18 protein-coding genes are annotated in these 20,465 nt (G+C 66.9%); 3 read left to right on the forward strand and 15 right to left on the reverse strand.

What is annotated here, in order from left to right; all coding sequences use genetic code 11:
* Positions 1-103: 103 nt before the first annotated feature.
* The 3 genes from idi to ACK8OU_RS12610 all read right to left on the reverse strand — a co-directional run bounded on the left by idi (position 104) and on the right by ACK8OU_RS12610 (position 1,816).
* Positions 104-634: an isopentenyl-diphosphate Delta-isomerase gene (gene idi, locus ACK8OU_RS12600; protein ID WP_410303767.1), complete on the reverse strand. Its 531-nt coding sequence runs from the start codon at positions 632-634 to the stop codon at positions 104-106.
* 93 nt (positions 635-727) lie between these two features.
* Entirely contained in the window at positions 728-1,243 is a 516-nt protein-coding gene (gene secB / locus ACK8OU_RS12605) for a protein-export chaperone SecB (RefSeq protein WP_410303768.1), read from the reverse strand.
* Between the two features lie 54 nt (positions 1,244-1,297).
* Positions 1,298-1,816 carry an FxsA family protein gene (locus ACK8OU_RS12610; RefSeq protein ID WP_410303769.1) on the reverse strand — a complete coding sequence of 173 codons (519 nt, stop codon included), beginning with the start codon at positions 1,814-1,816 and terminating at the stop codon, positions 1,298-1,300.
* Positions 1,817-1,925: 109 nt separating this feature from the next.
* Between ACK8OU_RS12610 and ACK8OU_RS12615 the strand changes: the two genes are divergently transcribed.
* Together ACK8OU_RS12615 and ACK8OU_RS12620 are read left to right on the forward strand one after the other, a co-directional pair.
* A complete protein-coding gene (locus ACK8OU_RS12615; RefSeq protein ID WP_410303770.1) occupies positions 1,926-2,588 on the forward strand; it encodes a Tim44/TimA family putative adaptor protein in 663 nt (220 codons plus the stop codon).
* Positions 2,589-2,716: 128 nt separating this feature from the next.
* Positions 2,717-3,307: a Smr/MutS family protein gene (locus ACK8OU_RS12620; protein WP_410303771.1), complete on the forward strand. Its 591-nt coding sequence runs from the start codon at positions 2,717-2,719 to the stop codon at positions 3,305-3,307.
* A gap of 3 nt (positions 3,308-3,310) precedes the next feature.
* Here ACK8OU_RS12620 and ACK8OU_RS12625 read toward each other — a convergent pair whose 3' ends face one another.
* The 4 genes from ACK8OU_RS12625 to hslV all read right to left on the reverse strand — a co-directional run bounded on the left by ACK8OU_RS12625 (position 3,311) and on the right by hslV (position 7,417).
* Positions 3,311-4,417, reverse strand: a complete 1,107-nt coding sequence (locus tag ACK8OU_RS12625) for an alpha/beta hydrolase (protein ID WP_410303772.1) — start codon at positions 4,415-4,417, stop codon at positions 3,311-3,313.
* An 80-nt stretch (positions 4,418-4,497) separates the two neighbouring features.
* A complete protein-coding gene (hslU, locus tag ACK8OU_RS12630) occupies positions 4,498-5,802 on the reverse strand; it encodes an ATP-dependent protease ATPase subunit HslU (RefSeq protein WP_410303773.1) in 1,305 nt (434 codons plus the stop codon).
* A 3-nt stretch (positions 5,803-5,805) separates the two neighbouring features.
* A complete protein-coding gene (locus tag ACK8OU_RS12635; RefSeq protein WP_410303774.1) occupies positions 5,806-6,867 on the reverse strand; it encodes a hypothetical protein in 1,062 nt (353 codons plus the stop codon).
* Positions 6,860-7,417, reverse strand: coding sequence for an ATP-dependent protease subunit HslV (gene hslV, locus ACK8OU_RS12640; RefSeq protein WP_410303775.1), 558 nt, complete (start codon positions 7,415-7,417; stop codon positions 6,860-6,862). Before hslV ends, ACK8OU_RS12635 begins: the two co-directional genes overlap by 8 nt.
* 87 nt (positions 7,418-7,504) lie before the next feature.
* On the opposite strand from hslV, the gene ACK8OU_RS12645 reads away from it, so the two are divergent.
* Positions 7,505-8,413, forward strand: coding sequence for a hypothetical protein (locus ACK8OU_RS12645; RefSeq protein ID WP_410303776.1), 909 nt, complete (start codon positions 7,505-7,507; stop codon positions 8,411-8,413).
* Between the two features lie 43 nt (positions 8,414-8,456).
* On the opposite strand, the gene trxA is transcribed toward ACK8OU_RS12645, so the two are convergent.
* From trxA to regB, 8 genes are all read right to left on the reverse strand, one after another.
* Positions 8,457-8,777: a thioredoxin gene (gene trxA / locus ACK8OU_RS12650; RefSeq protein ID WP_410303777.1), complete on the reverse strand. Its 321-nt coding sequence runs from the start codon at positions 8,775-8,777 to the stop codon at positions 8,457-8,459.
* Between the two features lie 55 nt (positions 8,778-8,832).
* Positions 8,833-12,228: a double-strand break repair helicase AddA gene (addA, locus tag ACK8OU_RS12655; RefSeq protein ID WP_410303778.1), complete on the reverse strand. Its 3,396-nt coding sequence runs from the start codon at positions 12,226-12,228 to the stop codon at positions 8,833-8,835.
* The gene (gene addB / locus ACK8OU_RS12660) at positions 12,228-15,164 is read right to left on the reverse strand and encodes a double-strand break repair protein AddB (RefSeq protein ID WP_410303779.1); all 2,937 of its coding nucleotides are present in this window, start codon (positions 15,162-15,164) and stop codon (positions 12,228-12,230) included. Before addB ends, addA begins: the two co-directional genes overlap by 1 nt.
* Positions 15,157-15,849 carry a nucleotidyltransferase family protein gene (locus ACK8OU_RS12665; protein ID WP_410303780.1) on the reverse strand — a complete coding sequence of 231 codons (693 nt, stop codon included), beginning with the start codon at positions 15,847-15,849 and terminating at the stop codon, positions 15,157-15,159. Before ACK8OU_RS12665 ends, addB begins: the two co-directional genes overlap by 8 nt.
* Positions 15,825-16,844, reverse strand: coding sequence for an aminoglycoside phosphotransferase family protein (locus ACK8OU_RS12670; protein ID WP_410303781.1), 1,020 nt, complete (start codon positions 16,842-16,844; stop codon positions 15,825-15,827). The genes ACK8OU_RS12665 and ACK8OU_RS12670 overlap by 25 nt, the downstream gene beginning before the upstream one ends.
* Complete coding sequence (gene tsaE / locus ACK8OU_RS12675; RefSeq protein WP_410303782.1) at positions 16,841-17,344, reverse strand: tRNA (adenosine(37)-N6)-threonylcarbamoyltransferase complex ATPase subunit type 1 TsaE; 504 nt, start codon at positions 17,342-17,344, stop codon at positions 16,841-16,843. The genes ACK8OU_RS12670 and tsaE overlap by 4 nt, the downstream gene beginning before the upstream one ends.
* Positions 17,345-17,407: 63 nt before the next feature.
* Positions 17,408-18,991, reverse strand: a complete 1,584-nt coding sequence (locus tag ACK8OU_RS12680) for a PAS-domain containing protein (RefSeq protein ID WP_410303783.1) — start codon at positions 18,989-18,991, stop codon at positions 17,408-17,410.
* Between the two features lie 76 nt (positions 18,992-19,067).
* Complete coding sequence (regB, locus tag ACK8OU_RS12685) at positions 19,068-20,456, reverse strand: sensor histidine kinase RegB (RefSeq protein WP_410303784.1); 1,389 nt, start codon at positions 20,454-20,456, stop codon at positions 19,068-19,070.
* Positions 20,457-20,465: the final 9 nt, after the last annotated feature.

The raw sequence follows: 20,465 nt of genomic DNA on the forward strand, positions 1-20,465 counted from the left end.
GACGTATCCAAAATTGCAGCAAATGTCCCGGAAGGCCAGAGCTGCCTGCGCTTTCGCAGTGGACCGGGCAGATTCCCGGCCATGCCCCGCGCGGCGCAAGGGCCTAGCGCAGCAGGTGTCGGGAAAAGATGCGGTCCATCGGGCCGGACATATAGATCGCCAGCCATTTCGAGAATCTTTCGGGGTGGCGTTGTACCTCGGCTGCCAGATCGTGCAAGCCGACCCAGCGCACCCCGGACACCTCGGCGGGGTCGGGGGTGACGGTCATGCCGGGGCGGGCATAGGCGATATAGATATCGACCACCTCATGTTCGATCATGCCGTTGCCGACATCGGCGCGGTATTCCAGCCGGTCGGCATGGGCGGGGAAGATGCCGGTGATCCCAAGCTCTTCGCGCAGGCGGCGCAGGGCACAGTGTTCAGGCGGCTCATCCCAGTGGGGATGGGTGCAGCAGCTGTTCGCCCACAGCCCGGCCGAATGATACTTGCCCGCCGCGCGCCGCTGGATCAGCACGCGGTCGCCATCCAGCACAAAGACCGAAACGGCCTTGTGCCGCAGCCCCTTGCGGTGAACGTCCAGTTTGTCGGCCGGGGTCAGGGTTTCACCCACCCAGGCGGGAATCATCTCGGTCATGGTATCGCCAAATCGATGCGCCGCCGGATCATCGGTCCGGCGGCGCGGTGTGTCATGTGGTCAGCTTGCCCCAGAGGCAGCGTGTCGCGCCCCTCAGGACAGCTGGGCGCCGGCGGCGGGGTTCTGTGCCTCGGCCCGGCGGGCCAGTTCGGCGCGATAAAGCGCAAGGAAGTCGACCGTATCCAGGTTGAACGGCGGGAAGCCGCCATCCCGCGTTACATCCGACACGATGCGCCGCACGAACGGGAACAGAAGGCGCGGGCATTCGATCAGCAGGAAGGGGTGCATCTGTTCTTCGGGCACGCCTTCGATGTGGAAGATCCCGCCGTAATCCAGTTCCAGCAGGTAAAGCGGGCTGTTGTTGGCCTTGTTGGTCGAGGTCACCTTGAACTTGGTGATCACCTCATACTGGTGTTCCACCTGGCGCTTGCGCGCATCCAGGCTGACCTGAACCTGCATTTCGGGCTGCACATCGGCCGATTGCAGGCCCTTTTGCGCGACGACATTTTCAAAGGACATGTCGCGCACGAACTGGGCCAGAACGCTCATCTTGACCTGGGGCGCGGCCTGCGGCTGCGCCGGGGCGGCGCCGTTGGTTTCTTCTGACATCTGGATCTCCACTGTTCCGTTTGGCCAAGGGTGTAGCACCCCGGCCCCGCCGTCTCAATGCCCCGATCCGTCGCGCGTCCAGCCCGAGGGGCCACGCCCCGGCATGGGGCGTGGGGGTCCGTCGGGATCAAGTTCCTGAAAATCGGCATCGATCACCTCGGGGGAATGTGCGGGGCGATTGGGGTCGCGCCGGGCCGGGCCGGGCCCGCCCATCTGGAAGCTGGCTACCGTGATGCGGCTTGCCAGATAGCGCATCACCGCAACACGCACCCGCGGGATCAGCAGCGCGATGCCCACAGTGTCCGTGAAGAAACCCGGCGTCAGCAACATGGCGCCTGCGAACAGGATCATCGCGCCATGGGCCAGGGGTGCGGTGGGATCGCCCAGTTCCACCATCGCGCGGCGCAGATCGGCCAGGGCCTGTGTGCCCTGGCTGCGCACCAGCGTGGTGCCGACAATGGCGGTCAGCACCACAAGCCCCAGCGTCGGCCAAAGCCCGATCAGCCCCCCGACCTGAATGAACAGCGCGATCTCGATCAGCGGAACTGCGAGAAAGGCCAGAAAAATCCACATCCTGCGCTTCCTTTGGCTGTTTGGGGCGCTGGTGGACTTGATCGCGCCCCTGCCCTACATAAGTGTGGATGCGTCAATTACAAACGCCCCGCTTGCCCGAGGACCGCCGATGGAGAATGCCGTGATTCAGCTGATCGTTCTTGCAGGGATCGCGATTTTCCTGATCCTGAAGCTGAAAAGCGTGCTGGGAACGCGCGAAGGCTTTGAAAAGCCGCCGCAGCCGGCCGAACGCCCCGAGCCCGGCGTTGCCCGCCGCGGGTTTGAGGTGATCGATGGCGGCGTCGATCACGACATTGTCGATCATGTCCCCGACAACAGCGATGCGGCCCGGGCCCTGGCCGCGATGAAACGGGTTGAGCCTGCCTTTGCGGTGGGCGAATTCCTGCAAGGTGCCCGTGGCGCCTATGAAATGATCCTGATGGCGTTTGAAAAAGGGGATCTGGAACGTGTGCGCCCCTTCCTGGCGCCCGAGGTGTTCGATGCCTTTGACGGTGTGGTCAGGGCGCGCGAAGAACGCGGGTTGACGGTGCAGGCGGAATTCCTGGGCCTGCGCGAACTGACCATCGCGGGGGCGGATTTCGATCCCGCCAGCCGCGAGGCAGAGGTGACGGTGCGTTTCGGCGGCGAGCTGATTTCGGTGGCCCGCGATGCGACCGGCAATGTTGTCGAGGGTGACCCCAAGACGCCGCGCAAACAGCGCGATGCCTGGACCTTCGCGCGCAAGATGGGCAGCGCCGATCCGAACTGGCAGCTTGTCGCCACGGGCGGCTAGCCGATGCGGGCCTTGCGCGGGGCAAACCTTCCCGGCCTTGGGCAGGGGGATCACGCCGCCAGCGGGGCGGCGTTTTCCGTTTGTCATCCGGCGCGCAGCGGTGCCCTTTGTCCGCGCGGGCCGGGCCAATGACCCGCCGCCCGCGCAAGCTGACCCCGGAAGAGCGTGATCTGTGGTCGCGCGTGGCGGCTACGACCACGGCCTTTCATCCGCCGCGTCCGGTGCACGAACCGCCCGCGTCACCGGCACAGCCCGCGCCCAGGAAGGTGCACCCCGAGGTCAAGGATTTCCGCATCGGCCAGTCCGCGCCGGGCTATGCCTTCCGCCACGATCTGGCGCCCGCGATCGCGGACCAGCTGGCGCGCCAGCCGGTGGTGATGGATCGCAAGACGCATCGCCACATGACGCGCGGCAAACTGGAGCCTGAGGCAAAGATCGATCTGCACGGGATGACGCTTGCCCAGGCCCACCCCGCGCTGATCCGCTTTATCCTGAACGCGCAGGATCGTGGTTGCCGGCTGGTGCTGGTGATCACCGGCAAGGGCAAGCGCGGCCCCGATGACGGGCCGATCCCGCAACGGCAGGGCGTGTTGCGCCACCAGGTGCCGCACTGGCTGCGCCTGCCGCCGCTGGGTGCCGCCGTCATGCAGGTGTCCGAGGCGCATCTGAAGCACGGCGGATCGGGCGCCTATTATGTCTATCTGCGGCGCGGGCGCTAGCGGTCAGTTCGTCAGGCCAATGGCCAGTTCGTCGACCGGGGTCAGTACGATCCGTGTGGCCTCGCGCACCGTCAGAACCACACCGGGGATCAGCCCCGTGCGCCCGGCCTGATCGCCTTCCAGCACGGCGGCCACCTCGCCGGTCGATCCCAGCAGCGCGATCAGGGCGGGTGATTTCGCCACGTCGAAATGGCCCTCGCCGGTGGCAAAGGCGCCGACCTCGACCATGGTCACCTTCAGATCGGAAATCGGGGTCACGTCCTGCAGGTTGCCAAGGCGCGCCGAGTCCCCCGTCAGGCGCGCGGCAAGCTGCAAGGCCCGGTCGCGGCGCGAGGTGAAGATGATGAAAGGGTCCGGCAGCCGCCCGATCCGCCGGGCCTGGGCGCGAAACACATCCACGTCCAGATCGGGCGAGATCAGGACCATGCCGCCAAGCCGGGAAAGCGTCTCTGCATCGCCTGAAATCGCCATCTGGCGCAGCGTCTCCATGCTGAGCGCGCCGCCCATCGAATGGGCGATGATCACGATCCGGCGCGCCCCGGCGGCACGGACTTCACGCAACAGATGTTCAAACCCGTCACGGGCGAACAGGGCGGAGTCGCGATCATAGGCATAGCCCATGACATTGGCCCGCGAGGGCCAGGAATAATGCACCAGAACGCCGGGAACCTTCAGGTCGTGGCCGACCTGGGCAAAGCGATACAGGCCCTCGGCGAAGGTGTTGTTGTATCCATGCACGAACACCACCGCTTCGCCGCCGTTCCGGGCCAGCGCGCGGCGCAGATCGGCGCGGAAGGCTGGTGCCTGGGGATAGAACTCGGCCCCTGTGGTCAGGAAGTCGCGGGCAGGGTCGGGCGCGCGGCGGGCGTCGGGGTAGTTGATGTCACCCGGCACGCGATCCGGCGGAACCGAGACATCATAGCGCGCAAAGCGCAGCGATTCGAGCCGCCCCCGGGTCAGATCCTGCCCGGTTTCCGGGTCTGGCCCGCGCGTTGTGCCCACAAAGATCGACCGTGCGGGCAGGGTCGCGTCCTCAACCAGCAGGATTTCGCCACGCGGGGCGCAGGCGGCAACAAGACACACACAAAGAACGCTGACGATGCGGCGCACCTGATCCCCCTTGGACAGATGCGGGCAGGATAGCGGCGCAGACCCGCCGCCGCCAGTGCCCCGGCTGTCACCGTGCCGGGCTACAGCACATAACGGCTAAGATCGCTGGACCGTGCCAGATCGCCCAGATAGCGTTCCACAAAGGCGGCATCCACCGTGACCTGTTCGCCGCCCCGGTCGGGCGCGGTGAAGGACAGTTCCTCGAACACCCGTTCCATTACCGTATAAAGCCGGCGCGCGCCGATGTTTTCCACGCTGCGGTTCACATCCGCCGCGATCCGGGCCAGTGCCGCGATAGCTTCCGGGGTGAAGGTCACGGTGACCTCTTCGGTGGCCATCAACGCGGTATACTGACGCGTCAAGGCATTGTCGGTTTCCGACAGGATACGGACGAAATCCTCCTCGGTCAGGGGCTTCAGTTCCACCCGGATCGGCAGGCGTCCCTGCAGTTCGGGCAACAGGTCCGAGGGCTTGGCAATGTGGAACGCGCCGCTGGCGATGAACAGGATATGATCGGTTTTCACAGGCCCGTATTTGGTGGACACGGTCGTGCCCTCGATCAGCGGCAGCAGGTCGCGCTGCACGCCCTCGCGGCTGACATCGGCACCGCGGGTTTCGGCGCGGGCGGCGACCTTGTCGATTTCGTCAATGAAGACGATGCCGGATTCCTGCACCGCCTCCAACGCGGCGGCCTTCACCGCCTCGTCGTCCAGAAGCTTGTCGGCCTCTTCCGAGATCAGCAGGTCATAGCTTTCGGCGACGGTCATCCGCTTGCGGGTGCGCCGGGCGCCGCCGATGGCCTTGAACAGGTCTTGCAGGCCCTGGATCTGCATTTCCATTCCCGGGCCGCCCATGCCCATCATCGGCATCGGGCCGGACTGATCGGCGACCTCCAGCTCAATCATGGTGCTGTCCAGCTCACCCCGTTTCAGCTTGCCGCGGAACATCTCGCGCGTGGTCTCGCGCGCGTCGGTGCCGGCCAGCGCGGTGATCACGCGATCTTCGGCGGCCTTGTGGGCGCGGGCCTTGACCTCTTCGCGCATCCGGTCGCGGGTTTCGATCATCGCCGCATCGGTCAGGTCGCGGATGATCTGTTCGACATCGCGTCCGACATAACCCACCTCGGTGAATTTCGTCGCCTCGACCTTCAGAAAGGGCGCCTTGGCCAGCTTCGCCAGACGGCGGCTGATTTCCGTCTTGCCGACGCCGGTGGGGCCGATCATCAGGATGTTCTTGGGGTAAACCTCTTCGCGCAGGTCATCGGCCAGTTGCTTGCGCCGCCAGCGGTTGCGCAGCGCCACGGCAACGGCGCGCTTGGCATCCTTTTGGCCGATGATGAAGCGGTCAAGTTCCGATACGATTTCGCGGGGGGTCAGGGTGGTCATGGCTCACTCCGAATAGGGGGGCAGGCGGTGCTTGCCGGGAAAGGGGGGCAGCGCGCGCATCAGCCGGGCGCGCAGATCGGTCCAGAAGGTGCCAAGGCTGGTCAGCACAAGGCCCAGGATCACCATGATCCAGGCCCAGTCCAAGCCCCCGCCATTGCGCGCGACATAGCCGATGAGAAAGGCCAGATAACCGATCCCCGCGGTCAGAAAGCTGCGCCGGTCAATCACCAGCGCCAGCGCGGTGACAAGGGCCAGCGCCAGCGCCAGCAGCGCATAGCCCGCACCCGGGCCCATGTTGTAAAACGTCAGCGCCACGGTGTTGACCAGCGCGGGCGCCGCCAGGATATGCAGCCAGAAGCCGCTGGCCGAATGGCGGCCCAGCCGGTGCGGATCGCGCATGTCGAACCACAGCCCGGCGGCAAGCGCGCCCAGCCCAAAGACCAGCGTGCCCACGGCAAGCCCGGACCCGCCGCGCAGGTCGAACAGATCCTGCCAATGGCCCGCAAAGGCCTGTGGGGCGACTGAATGGGTCAGCACCAGCACCGCGCCCAGGCCGCAAAGCCCCAGCAGGAACATGGTGAAGGGCAGCCGGAACCGGCGATACCAGGCCAACAGCCCCGCCGCGACACCGCCCAGCAGCATCAGCGCGCTGCCGGTGAATGTGCTGTCAAGGTCCAGATTGCGCCCGACAAGCCAGCCCATCACCCCGGTCATCGCCAGCGCAAATCCCGTGACCAGCACGATCGAGGGCAGCACCATCCGCCGTCTCAGCGTGAAATAGCGTGCAAAGATCCAGCACAGCGCGGCCGAAAACGCCGCGATCAGCCCCGGATGGCCCAGCAGCGCCGACAGGCCAATGATCCCGGTGATCAGGATGATCAGCCCGACCGACAGGAAAATTTCGGCAAACCCCCTGAACAGCTCAAAGGGTTCATCCTCGGGGTCCTGCGCCTGACGGTGGCCGGCGCGGGCCTGCGCCAGCGTCATAAGCCGCGCGGCCTGCGCCTCGGTGACAAAGCCCGCGGCTACGGCGGCGCGCAGATCCTCGCGGGTGATGTCAGCCACCGATCGACTCCACCGTCAGGTTGCCGTTGGTGTAGACGCAGATATCGGCGGCAATCGCCATGGCCTTGCGGGCAATGGCCTCGGCATCCAGATCGGTTTCCATCAGCCCGCGCGCGGCGGCCAGCGCATAGTTGCCGCCCGATCCGATGGCCGCCACGTCATGTTCGGGTTCCAGCACGTCGCCCGCGCCGGTCAGGACGAACATCGCCTTGCCATCGGTGACGATCAGCATCGCTTCCAGATTGCGCAGGTATTTGTCCATGCGCCAGTCCTTGGCCAGTTCCACGCAGGCGCGGGCCAGCTGGCCGGGCGCGGTCTCCAGTTTCTTTTCCAGCCGTTCCAGCAGGGTGAAGGCATCGGCGGTCGACCCGGCGAAACCCGCCACCACATCATGCCCGCCTGGGGACAGGCGGCGGACCTTGCGCGCGGTGCCCTTGATCACGGTCTGGCCCAGACTGACCTGTCCGTCGCCCGCCACGACCACGCGCCCGCCCCTGCGCACCCCGATGATCGTGGTGCCGTGCCAGCCGGGAAACTTGTCTTCCGCCATGATACCCTCCGTTTGACGCAGATATGAGGCTCCGGGCAGATGCATGCAACCCTTGCCCCCCGCAAGCCTGCGCGGCTAGATGTGGCCATGTCGCGTAACGAGATCCTGCGTATCTACCTTGATGCCCCCACCCTGGCGCGTGCCCGCGCCGGAGAGCACAATTTTTTCCACCGCCTGACCGGCGCGGTGCGCAGCCGGGGCTGGCGCGTCGAATTGCGCGAAAGCACGCTGGCAGAACGGCTCGCGGCGCCGGCGCGGGGCGGTTACGCGTTGTTTCACATGGAACAGCCGACACATGGGCGCGCGCTGACCTGTCGGCGCACCTATGTCGGGGCGTTCTGGCATATCGAGGCACAGGCCGAACGCTGGGAATGGCCCGTGGCGCAGGCCACCTTTGACCCCGCTCAGATCGACCCGGCCGCGGCGGCAGCCTTTGGTGGGCTTTGGCGGAAAAGGCTCTATTCCGGCGGAAAGGACGTGTCAGATGGGGGGTTCGTTTTCGTGCCGCTGCAGGGGCGGCTGACCAGCCACCGGTCGTTTCAAGCCATGAGCCCGATCGACATGCTGCATCAGGTTCTGGTGCGGACCGATCTGCCCGTTCGTGCGTTCCTGCATCCGCGTGAAACCTATGGCACGGCGGAACGGGCCGCGCTGGCGGCGCTGACGGTGTGCCATCCGCGGCTGACGGTGGAAACCGGCAATCCCCGCCACGCGCTGCAGCACTGCAGCTTTGTGGCGTCGCAAAACAGTGGCCTGGTGCTGGAGGGGTTCGTTCTGCACAAGCCCGCCGTGCTGTTCGGGCGGATCGACTTTCACCATATTGCCGGTTGCGTGCCGCGCGATGGGCTGGACCCCGCTTTCGCGGCGCTGGACCGGCTGCCCGAATTCGACAAATACCTGTATTGGTTTCTGCATCAGCAGGCCATCAACGCGGGCCGGCCCGAATGCGAAGACCAGATCCTGGCGGTGTTGCGCGGTCACGGCTGGCCGATATGAAAAGGCGCCCCGCAGGGCGCCTGACCGGATCTGTTCACGCGGCTCAGATCGCCGATTCGATCCAGCTTTGCAGCGCGGCCTTGGGCGCGGCGCCGACCTTGTTGGACACGACCTGACCGTCCTTGAACAGGAACAGTGCAGGAATGCCGCGCACGCCCAGAACGGCGGGGCTGTCGGGATTTTCGTCCACGTTGACCTTGACGATTTTCACCTTGCCGGCCAGTTCGTTGGCCAGTTCTTCCAGCGCGGGGCCGATCTGGCGGCAGGGGCCGCACCATTCAGCCCAGAAATCGACGACGACGGGGATGTCGGAATTGCGCACCTCGGCGTCGAAGGTGGCATCGGTGACTGCGACGGTAGCCATGGCTCTCTCCTGCAAATTCGGTTGGGCGCGAAGGTAGGCCCCACCCCCCGGCGCGTCAAGATGCGGTGGCTGTGCGCAATGCCGCATCAAGCTGTGCGTCGGGCAGTGTCATCAGCGTCGTATCGGCGGTCCAGAGCACGGAAACCTCGACCGCGCGGTCAGGGTAGATCTGCATCAAAGCCGCGCGATAGGCCGCCATCTGCCGCAGGATGCCCAGCGGTACATCCCGCACATCGGCGGGGACAACGGCGTTGGATTTGTAGTCCAGCACCCGGACGCGGTCGGGGGTGACCAGAAGCCGGTCGATCACCGCGTGCAGACGGCGCCCGCCAAGGGCTTTGGGCGCGGCGGTGATCTCAACCTCGGTCAGCGCCCCGGGCGCCAGGAATTCGCGCATGCAGGGCGCCTGCAAAACCCGCCGCGCCTCGGCCAGAACCGTGTCTGTTTCGTCGGAATTCGCCGCATCGGGGCCAGATTGCAGCAGCGCCCCGGCCAGATCCGGCCAGCCGGCTTGCGGATGCTGTGGCAGATGTTCCAGCAGCAGGTGCAACTGGCGCCCCCGCCGCTTGGCCGCCTCTTCGTCCAGCAGGGCGCTTTCGCCGGGCAGCGCCTTGGCGCCGCCCAGATCCGATGGCGACAGGGCCGCTTCGGGGCGCTGCGCCTCGGGCGGGCGATGCAGGCACCAATCGGGCAGGGCCGTCGCGGGGCCGGTTGTCGCGGGCCGGGGCGCGGGCTGCGGATCGGGCCAACGCCCAAGACCAAGCCTGCGTACAGACCCGCCCGCGGCCTGATCTGTGGCCGCGTCAACCCCGGTGACGGCGCCGGCCTTGTCCATGCCTTCGGCCACCAGCGTATACCAGCTGTCTTCGCCGGTGCCGACATCGCCTGCGGCGGTGACGATCAGCCATTTCTCGGCCCGTGTCATGGCGACATACAAAAGGCGCATCCGTTCCTCGCGCAGGCGCTGTTCGGCCTCGTCGCGTTCGGCCAGCAGTTCGGGCGGTGCATCGGCGGCATTGGCACGCCAGACCGCGCTGCGCCCGTTCAGCCGGAAGATTTCGTCGCGCGGGGTGTCACGGCGCCTGGCGGTATCGGGCAGGATCACGATTGGTGCCTCCAGCCCCTTGGCGCCATGCACGGTCATCACCCGGATCGCCCGGCCCGCACCTTCCAGCTGGCGTTTGATTTCCACCTCGCCCGCCGACAGCCAGACCAGAAAGCCGGTCAGGCTTGGCACCTCGGCGCGTTCGAAGGCCAGCGCCTGGGACAGCAGTTCATCGATCCCGTCCTCGGCTTCGGGGCCCAGTCGCGCGATCAGCCGGTCGCGCCCGCCGTGGCGGGTCAGCAGGCGTTCAATCAGGTCGTAAGGCCGCAGGAAATCCGCGCGGTCGCGCAGATCCTGCAGGATGGCGACGGTGTCGGCATGGGTGGTGCTGTCGCGCAGGGCTTCCCACAGATAGCCCTTGCGCGGCTGGGCCAGCTGAAACAGATCGCGTTCGGCCCAGCCAAACAGCGGGGATCGCAGCGCCTCGGCCAGCGCCAGATCGTCTTCGGGCAGCGACAGGAAGGCCAGAACAGAACGGATGTCGCGCACGGCAAGTTCCCGGCCAAGGCGCAGCCGGTCGGCCCCCGCGATGGCCAGACCGGCGGCTTTGCATTCGCGGATGATCTCGGTAAAGAGCGCGTTGCGCCGCTGCACCAGGATCAGGAAGTCGCCTTCGTGGATGGCGCGTGAAGGGCTGGTCTCATCCCGGTCGGGCAGTTGGGTGCCAGTGTCGATCAGGCGGCGGATCTCGGCTGCGATCCGCCGGGCAAGGACCACGGTTTCATGGTTTTCGCCGCGCAGGTCCAGTGCCTGATCCCAGGGTGCATCCTGGGGTTTTTCGGCCTTTGGCACGGGGGGCCACAGATCCACGCGCCCGGGCATGTTGGCATTGAAGGCGATGTGGCGCGTGCGCCCGCCCAGACCTTCGGTGCCGGGCCGGTCGAATGTCAGGTCCACCAGTTGCAGGATCGCCCCCGAGGAGCGGAAGGAATATTCCAGTTCCATTTCCTGCAAGGGGCGCCCGGCGGCGGCGAATTTCGTGCCGAAATGGCCGCGCATCGCCTCAAACCGGCGCAGATCGGCGCCCTGGAAGGAATAGATCGATTGCTTGCGGTCACCCACCACAAAGATCGTGCGGGTTACATCGCGCGCGCCTTCGCCGGCGGTGAATTCATCGGCCAGCCGTTCGATCACCGCCCATTGGCCGGGGCTGGTATCCTGCGCCTCATCGACAAGGATGTGGTCGATCCCGCCATCCAGCCGGAACAGAACCCATTGCGCGACCGAACTGTCCGACAAAAGCGCCCCGGCGCGGTCGATCAGATCATCGAAATCCAGCCAGCCCCGCGCGGCCTTGCGCGCGATATAATGCGGCAGGAAGGCCGCGGCGAAAGTATGCAGGGCAAAGCTGCGTTCGGCCGCGGCAAGGGCGATCCGGCGGCCCCGCGCGGCCTGCACCCGCACCATCAGGTCTTCCAGTTCGGGCATGAAGGCGGCGGCCTTGCCCTCACGCAGGGCCTTTTTCGGGAAATCGCCGATCTTTGCGGTGAACGGTTCGCTGGTCTTGGCGCCGGACCCATAAAGCAGGACGCCTTCCAGAATGGCCAGCGCGGCCAGGGTGGGCGCCTGCACCGCCGACAGCTTTTCCGCCGCCTTCGCGTCATTGCCGCCGCTGTCACGCAACAGGCCCAGCAGGTCGCGGATCAGCCGGATATCATCGGGGTGCAGCGCCTCGGCCAGCAGGTCCTGCGCTGAAAAACCGGGTGGCAGCCCGAACCCGGCCAGGGCCGCATCGCGGTCGGGGCGGGCGGGAAAGCCGTCTCTGTTCCGGCTGATTTCGGACAGAAGACCATCCAGCCCCTCGCCCGCGGCATGGCGCGCCAAGGCGTCCATTGCGGGACGATCCGCCCCCGCGGCCAGTTCTTCCAGGATTTCGGCGCGCAGCAGCGCCCCGGCACGATCATCCATTTCCACAAAGCCATGCGGCACGCCGGCTTCCAGCGGAAAGCGGCGCAACAGGGCCGCGCAGAAGGAATGAATCGTCTGGATCTTCAGCCCGCCGGGGGTCTCGATCGCCTTGGCAAACAGCCGCCGCGCCTGCGCCAGCCGGTCCGGCGCGATCGGGCCATCATCGCCCAGTTCACGCAGCTGGTCGCGCAGCCGGGTATCGGGCAGCATCGCCCATTCGCCCAGCCGTCGCAGCAGGCGGTTCTGCATTTCGGCGGCGGCGGCCTTGGTATAGGTCAGGCACAAAACCTTCTGCGGCTCTGTCCCGTCCAGAAGCAGGCGCGCCACGCGGTCGGTCAGCACCCGCGTCTTGCCCGATCCGGCATTGGCCGACAGCCAGGTGGAATTGCCCGGATGGGCGGCCTGAACCTGACGTTCGGTGGCGGCATCGCGTTGCATCAGGCCAGATCCTCGGGTTCGGGGTCGTCGGTCATTTCCCATTCGCCATAGCGCGACAGGTGGTCGTAATCGCCCGTGATCGCGGTGGTTTCCAGCGCGCGGCGGGCGGTAAAGCCCTTGTCGGGGCGCAGATAGGCCGCGATCAGCCGGGTGAACCCGGCCCAGGTTTCGCGGATATCTTCGGGCGATACATCGACCTCTCGGGTGGCGCCTTCGCCCCCCAGCTGAACATAGCTGAGCCTGGCGACATCACGCGGGCCGATATCGCCAAAAGCGCCGCGTTCGATCATCCCCGCTTCCAGCAACAGTTGCTTGTCAAAGGCCTTTACCTGCGCGTCGCTGGGCGGTTTGCCCGACTTGTAATCCAGCACATGCGCCCGCCCGTCCTGCAAGATGTCAATCCGGTCGGGGGTTGCGGTCAGGGTAAAGACCGGCGCGGCCAGCGTGATCGATCCTTTCTTTTCGATCACCGCGGGCGTGCCTTCATGCGCGCGCGCCGCTTCATCCGCGGCAAAGCGGGTTGCGATCCGGGCGATCCGCGCAAGCCAAAGCCGCTGCGCGCTGGGCCAGGGAATTTCCTCGGCCAGAACGGTTTCCGCGATTTGCAACAGCCGCGCCACGGCGGCATCGGTCGGCTCATCCTCGGGGCGTTCGGCCACGAAGGTCTCGACGATCCGGTGCAACACCTGTCCGCGCAGGCGGGGATCGGGTTCGGGACGCAGCGGGTCAAGCGGGCGAAGCCGCAGGATGCGTTGGGCATAGATGGCATAGGGGTCGCGGATCAGGGTCTTGATCGCGGTCACCGGCAATTCGCGCGGGCGCGCCTCGGCCGGGGGCCGGGGCGAGGGGCGGCGCGCGGACGGCACCCGTTGCGCGGGCGTGTCGATCTGATCGGCGCGCCCAAGCCAGACCGCGCCGCGTGCCTGCATCGCGGCCAGCGCCTCGGGGCCGCCCGCATCGGGCAGGCCGCGCAGCAGGTTCGTCAGCCGGTTCAGCCAGCGCGAGGGGATGGTTTCGGCATCGCTGTCACGTCGCGCGCGCGTCATCACCACCTGCGGGGCACCCATGGCCTGCTGAAAGTCATGCGCCGACAGGCCGATCTGGCGTTCGGGCAGCAAAAGCCCCGCTTCTTGCCGCATCCGGCGGCTTAGCCAGGGGTCAGGCGCGGGCATTTCCGGCCAGACCCCTTCATTCAGCCCCGCCAGGATCACCAGATCCGCGCCCTGGATGCGCGCCTCCAGCGTCCCGAGGATTGAAATCCCGGGGCGTGCAGCCTCGGCCTGCCGGATCAGCCCGGTTTGCAGCAGGCTTTGTACAAGATCGGCATAATCGGCGGGTGTATAGCTGCCGCCGTGACCGGCCTCGCGCTGCAATTCGGCGAAAATGCGGGCGGCTTCCTGCCCGGCATCCTTTAGCCACAATTCGCTGGCCCGGGCGGTGCCACCGGGCCCGGCCGCCAGCGCGCCGGAAAAGGCAAGATGTGTCTCTATGCAGGCCGAAAGCGGGGCTTCACCGACCTGATCCAGCCCGCTGATCGCCTGCCCAAGCCAGCTGGCCCAGGCGATCCGATCAGGCTCGGGGCGCTTGTCGGCCCAGGCTCGCAAGGCGGCGGCATCGGGAAAGGCCGGGCCATGGCGGCGCAGGTGCAGTTCCAGTTCCCGGGCGTAGCGCAGATGCAGGCCGCGACTGGCCGAGCCCGTCGCCGTCAGCGGATGCTTGAGCAGGATCAGCAGGTTTTCCAGCGACAGCCTGCGCCCCAGCAACCCGGCGACATGGCGCAGGAATCGCCCCGGCGGGGTCAGCGGCAGGGGCTGGCCCGCACTGTCATCGGGCACGATGCCCCAGCGGTCCAGCGCCGCGGCGACGCGCCGGGTCAGCATCCGGTCCGGTGTGATCAGGGCGGCCTGGGTGCCGGTTTCGGCCGCCTCGCGCAGGATCAGGGCGATAGCCATGGCTTCCTTGCGCGGATCGCGTGCCTCCAGCAGCGATAGCCCCGCGACCGCGCCGGGCAGGTCGTGCCACTGCGCGCCCTCTTGCATCCATTGGTCGGTGACGGGCGCGGGGCGCAGGGCCAACGACAATAGCGCGTTGCGGCGCGGGGCGGTGGGTGCGGTGGCGTGCCAGGGCTGCACATCAGCAGGGCGCATCCCAAGCGCATCCAGCAGCGCCGCAAAGCGATATTGCGGATGATCCTCGGCCGGGAAGGCGCCACCGCGCAAGCTGTCCCAGACAGCCGCCGGCATGTCGAAATCGAACCCTGGCAAGACCACATGCCCGCCGGGCAGCCGCGCGACCGCCTGCATCAGCAGCGCCGTAGCCCCCCGCGATCCGGTCGAGCCCGCGATCACGATCGGATCGGCGGGTGGCCGGGTGGCCCAGCGTGTCGCCAGCGCCTCGGCCACCAGCCGTTGGCGGGCCTCGGCGTCGGGTGCGGCGTCAGTCTCAAAATAGCGGGCGACGATGCGAATGAAATCCAGGCTGCGGCGCCAGTGTTCGGCATGGGTTTCGGCGATGTCGAGCTGTTCGAGCATCGCAGGCGTCACACCCTCACTTTGCATTTCCGCAAGCAGGGCGGCAAGGCTGTCGGCCAGGCCAAACAGACCCTGTCCCGGCGCAAAATCGGGCAGGCGGTGGGTCAGCCCGGCGACCAGTTGCGCCAGTTCCAGCCGGCGGCGCAGCGGCGGAACGGCGGGCGGATGCCCGGCCAGCGGGTCGCGCCCCAGATCGGTGATCAGCCGGATGCGGGGCAGAAAGCCCATGCCGTGACGGTCGAATTCCTCGCGCACGCGGCGCTGCATCCGGCCCGAGTTGAGATAGAGTTGCACCCGCGCCATGGATTCGGGGGGACCACCGCCCAGCCGGGCGATCAACCCCGCAACCAGCGCACGGGGGAAATCGATGCCACAGGGCAGGGCATACAGACGCGGATCAGCCATCGCTGCCGTCCAGCATGGCTTCGGCCAGGGCAATGCTTTCGGGCCGCCCGACATCGCACCAGCTGCCCTGATGCACGATGCCAAAGGCGCGACCTTCGGCGATCAGCCGGTCCCAGTGCAGGTTGAGCGAGAACACGGTGTCGGGAATTGTTTCAAGCCCGTGTGGATCGACGATCTGTGCGCCCGAATAGACATATCCCCGGCCGCGGGTGATGCGCCCGTCCGGTCCAAGGGCAAAGTCGCCTTCGCCGCGGTGGCCCAGGGCACGATCCGGCGGCACCAGCGCAAGCAGCGCGCCCATACGGCCACCGTCCCACGCCGCGCGCAAGGCTGACAGAACATTCGGGCCCGACCAGACGGCATCGGTGTTCAGCGTGAAGACCGGGCCCGGGCCAAGCAGCGGCAACGCCTTGCGCAGGCCGCCGCCGGTTTCCAGGATGCAGGTGCTTTCATCCGAAATCAGCACATCCGTGCCTTCCAGGTGGGTCTTGATCTGTGCCGGCAGGTAATGGGTATTGGCGACGACACGCGCCACGCCCGCACCGGCAACAAGGTCGCGGGCATGATCGATCAGCGGGCGCCCTGCCACCTTGACCAGCGGTTTGGGGCGTGTCGCGGTCAGCGCGCCCATGCGGGTGCCGAACCCGGCGGCAAACAGCATCAGCGCATCGGGTGTTGGCCGCATTGGTCCTTGATCCTTTGAAGTCGGTCCGGGGTGGGCGGTGGCAGCGCGGCTGTGACCGCGCGCGACAGATCCACCAGATCCGGATGGGCCAGGTTACGTTCGATATAGGCCCAGGTTCGCGGCATCAGGTCCAGATAATGCGCCTTTCCCATTGCCATGCACAGCCGCGCAAAGACGCCCAGAATGCGCAGCGACCGTTGCGCGCCCAAAAGCGCATAGATGGCCGCGAAACGATCCTGCTCCAGCCCGTTTTCGTGCGCATAACGGGCACGTTCCCGGGCCTCGGCACAGGCCGGGACATCGCGGCGGGCATCTTGCAGCGCGGATACGAGATCATAGGCCGGATGGCCCGCGACCGCATCCTGAAAATCCAGCAGGCCAAGGCGGGCGGGGCCGGTGCGATCGGGAAGCCACAGAAGGTTTTCGGCGTGAAAATCGCGCAGGGCGACAACCGGCGCTTCGCGGTTCAGCCGCGCGTAGGCGGTCTCGATCAGGGGGGCAAGATCGTCTGCCGCCTGCGAATGCGGCGCATCAATGCCGGGCAGATACCATTCGGCGGTCAGGTGGACCAGACCGCCCAGGGCGGGTCCGTCCAGTGGTGCCAGAAAATCGGGGGGTGTGTGGTGGTGCAGCGCGCCAAGCGTGTCGGTAATGGCCGTGTAAAGCTGTACCTCTCGCAGGGGATCGGCGGCAACAAGCCGCGCGACCAGATCGTCCCCCAGGTCCTCTAGCAGTAACAGGCCTTGTTCGGGCGCTTCGGCCAGGATGCGCGGGGCGGAAAAACCGCGATCCAGCAGCCATCGGGCCATGCGGGAAAAGCGCGCAACATCCTCGCCCGATGCGGGCGGGGCATCCATCAGGACCGCGCGCTGGTCGCCCAGGCGCAGGCGTTCGTACCGGCGCGCCGAGGCATCGCCCGCCAGCGGCATGCGCGCCGCATCCGCCCAACCCGCCTGTGCAAGGAAGGTGGTGATGACCCCGCTGCGCCCGGTCACGGTGCGGCCCCATCCGCGCGCGCCAGCTCGGCCAGGGCATCGTTCCAGCGTGGGTCCGTGGCGGTGACGCAAAGTTCGCGCGCGGCGCCATCGGGGGTGGCTGAAAAGCGAAGCGTCAGCGCGTTGCGCGGTGTCAGATCGCCCAGCCGGTCAGGCCATTCGACAAGGCAGATGGCCTGCGCGAAAGCCTCATCCAGACCCAGTTCCAGCACCTCATCGGGGTGGCCAAGGCGATAAAGGTCGGCGTGCCAGATTTCGGGTCCATCGGGGGAATAGACCTGCACAAGCGTGAAGGTGGGTGAGGGGACATCTTCCTGCCGCCCCGCCATGGCAAGACGCGCCTGAATAACGGCACGGGCGAAATGGGTCTTGCCGGCGCCAATCGGCCCTTCCAGCAAAACCACGTCGCCGGCGCGCAAAAGCGGCGCCAGACGCGTGCCCAGACGCGTGGTCGCATCCGCGTCGGCAAGGGTCAGGGTCAGGGGTGTCCGGGTCTGCATGGGCGCAGTTTTATCCTGCCCCGGCGGCGCCGCAAGTCGAATGCGCGCAGATGCGCCGGCGGGTTACAGGGCCTCGGTCAGAAGAAAGGGCGCATTGGACGGGCCAGCGGTCGCCGGAATGACATGGAATGAGGCCATAAGCCCGCCGCCCGTCAGCGGCAGGAAACGGCAGGACAGATGCCGCCCGTCACGCAGCGCGATCCCCGCCGAAAGCGGGCGGCGATCGCCCATCCGGCTGGCATAGCCCTGCAATGAGGTCCAGACCGGGTTCGGCAGGCTGAAGGATTGCCAAACCCGGATCGTATCGTTCAGTGTGACGCAGCCCAGGGTTTCGGCCGGGTCGAATTGCCACAGCCGGGTAAAGGCTGTGTTCGACATCAGCAATTCCCCCGAGGGCTGAAACACGGCGACGGCTTCGTCAAGGGAATCGAAGACCTCGTGGCTTAGCTCGGCCGCGGCGCGGAACCGGCGGGTCAGCGAGATTTCGGAAGAAATATCCTCGAACAAAAAGGCGACGGCACCGTCGGGATGCGGCCTGCCGGTCACCCGATAGGTCTGCCCCGAGGGCAGCGACCAGGTTTCCGAATGGAACCCCGCGGCACTGGCCTGTTCCAGCTCGGTCATCTGCAGGCGCCAGCTGCGGTAATCCTTGGGTTCGGGCATCATCCGCGCCTCACGCAGGCGGTCGAGAAAGGCGTAAAGCGTCGGGCGGCCTGACAGGAATTCCGCGCCCAGTTGCGTCAGATCGATCAGCGCGGGATTGAACAGCTGAAGCTGCCGCTGCCGGTCAAAGATGGCAAGGCCGATGGGCAGATCGGCGAAGGTCTTGGTCAGTGTCTGCACGAAATCACGCAGGGCCCGTTCGGCACGAACCGTCGCATCCGCAGGCAACGCAAAGCAGATTGCCCCGTCTTCCAGCGGGCAGGCATGGCAATCGAACCACAGGGCGCGGTCATCGGCGGCCGTGATGCGCAGCCGGCGCGGTGCGGCGCTGGGCGAGGGCGCGCCAAGATCGAACAGCCGCGGCAGCGGCCAGGACAAGACTTCATCAGGATTGTCGAGCGCGTTCGAGCGCAGGATATAGGCCCGGTTCGCCCAGATCACCTTGCCCTGCGCATTTTCACGCCAGCTTAGCACCGGGGACCGGTCGGTGGCGGCGCGCAGCAGGTCGATTTCTTCCTCCAGCGCGCGGTGGGATAACGCGTCAACCAGAATGCCCTGGCCTTCGGCGCCGGGGTCGTGCAGGGTGATCCGCGCAAGCCCGCCCGCATCTTCGGCCATCAGCCGCAGCGGCGCGCCCTGCGCCACGCCGGGCGCCGAGACAAGTTCCAACCTGCCGCGATCCGCAAGCGTTGCCATCGCTTCGGCAAAACCGGCAAAGCGCGGGGCGGCAAAGGCGCACAGGCGCGCCCAGTCGCTGCCGCCGATCGGAACCGCGTCCAGCAGCATGCGCGCCGGTGTTGTCGCATCGACAAGATCCTGATCGTCGAACAGGAACACCGTTTCTTCCAGGGCGGGCTGCACGGCGGCCGCGCGGGGGCGCGCGACGAACCGGCCAAGACCAAGCCCAATCAGCAACAGCGCGATCAGGGCGGTGCCGATCGAGGTTGTCACGATGGCCAGTGCGAGCATCCACGAAGCGTCCATGCCTGATCCTTTCCGGGTTCTGACGGCACAGCTTTCGCAGGGAATGGTTAAGGCGTCGTTAAGGCTAATCCGTCGCTCAGGCCGAAATCGGAACGTTTTCACCCAGCGCCCCGGCGTCGGGGGCGATCAGGCGCTCGGCCGGCCAGCGTACCTCGACGATGGCCCCACAACGAGCGGGCCGTTCGCTATCATCCAGAAACGGGTCTTTGCCATTGGCAAAGCGCAGCCGCGCGCCGGTGCGTTCCAGCAGCGTCTTGGCGATGAACAGGCCAAGCCCCATGCCTTCATATTCGGGGCGGCGGGCGCGGTCGACCTCGCGGCGCGGGCTGAGAAAGGGATCGCCGATCCGCCCCAGCACTGAAGCCGGATAGCCAGGCCCGTCATCGGACACGCGCAGCGTCACGGTGCCCTCGGTCCATTCCGCGTCGATCCAGACGGTCGATCGCGCGAAATCCACGGCGTTCTGCACAAGGTTGCGGATGGCGTGGATCAGTTCCGGGTAGCGGTAGACCGTCGGCTGGCGCACGCTGCCGCCGGGGCCGGGTGCAAGATCGAAGTGAATTGTCTTGCCGCGGTCCAGATGCGGTTCGGCCGCTTCGCGCAGCACGGCCAGCAGGGGGGCGGCGCGCAGGTGCAGGTCATCTTTACCTGCCCGGCCCATCGATCGCAGGATGTCACGGCAGCGATCGGCCTGATCGCGGATCAGAATCGCATCATCGCGCAGTTCGGGGCGGTCATCCAGTTCATCCGCCAGTTCCGCCGAGACCAGCTTGATGGTGGCCAGCGGCGTGCCCAGTTCATGCGCCGCCGCGGCCACGACCCCGCCCAGATCGGTCAGCTTCTGTTCGCGCGCCAGGGCCATCTGCGTGGCCAGCAGCGCATCGCCCATCGAATGGATTTCTGACGCCACCCGGTGGGTATAGGCCCCCAGAAAGACCACGCCGATCACGATGGCGACCCAATAGCCGAATTCCACCACGCCCGGCACCGCGATCACCACACCGGCGCGGGTGACCAACGGCTGATGCAGTACCGCCGCGGCCGAGATCATCAGGATCGTCGCAAGGCCCAGCAACAGCGTTGGCCGGGTCTGAAGCGCGGTTGCCGCAATTGTCACCGGCGCCAGGATCAGCAGCGCGAACGGGTTGTTAAGCCCCCCGGTCAGCGACAACAGCAGCGCAAGCTGGGCGGTGTCGAACAGCAGCATGCCCATCGCCCCGGCCTGCGACAGGCGCCGGCTTTCGGGGAACAGGAAGATCGCCACAAGGTTCGCTGCAATCGCCGCGCCGACCGTCAGCAGGCACAGCGGCAGATCCAGCGCGATGTCGAACCGCCACCAGGCCACGACGATCGCGGCAAGCTGCCCGGCGATGGCGGTCCAGCGCAGAAAGATCAGCGTGCGCAGGCGGACCCAGTCCCGGTGCGTTTCGACGGGCTTTGGCGTTGACGTGGGGCGGTTGGCCATGTTGGGTCC

The organism is Pontitalea aquivivens, assembly GCF_046507575.1.
GTDB classification, from domain to species: Bacteria; Pseudomonadota; Alphaproteobacteria; order Rhodobacterales; family Rhodobacteraceae; genus Pontitalea; species Pontitalea aquivivens.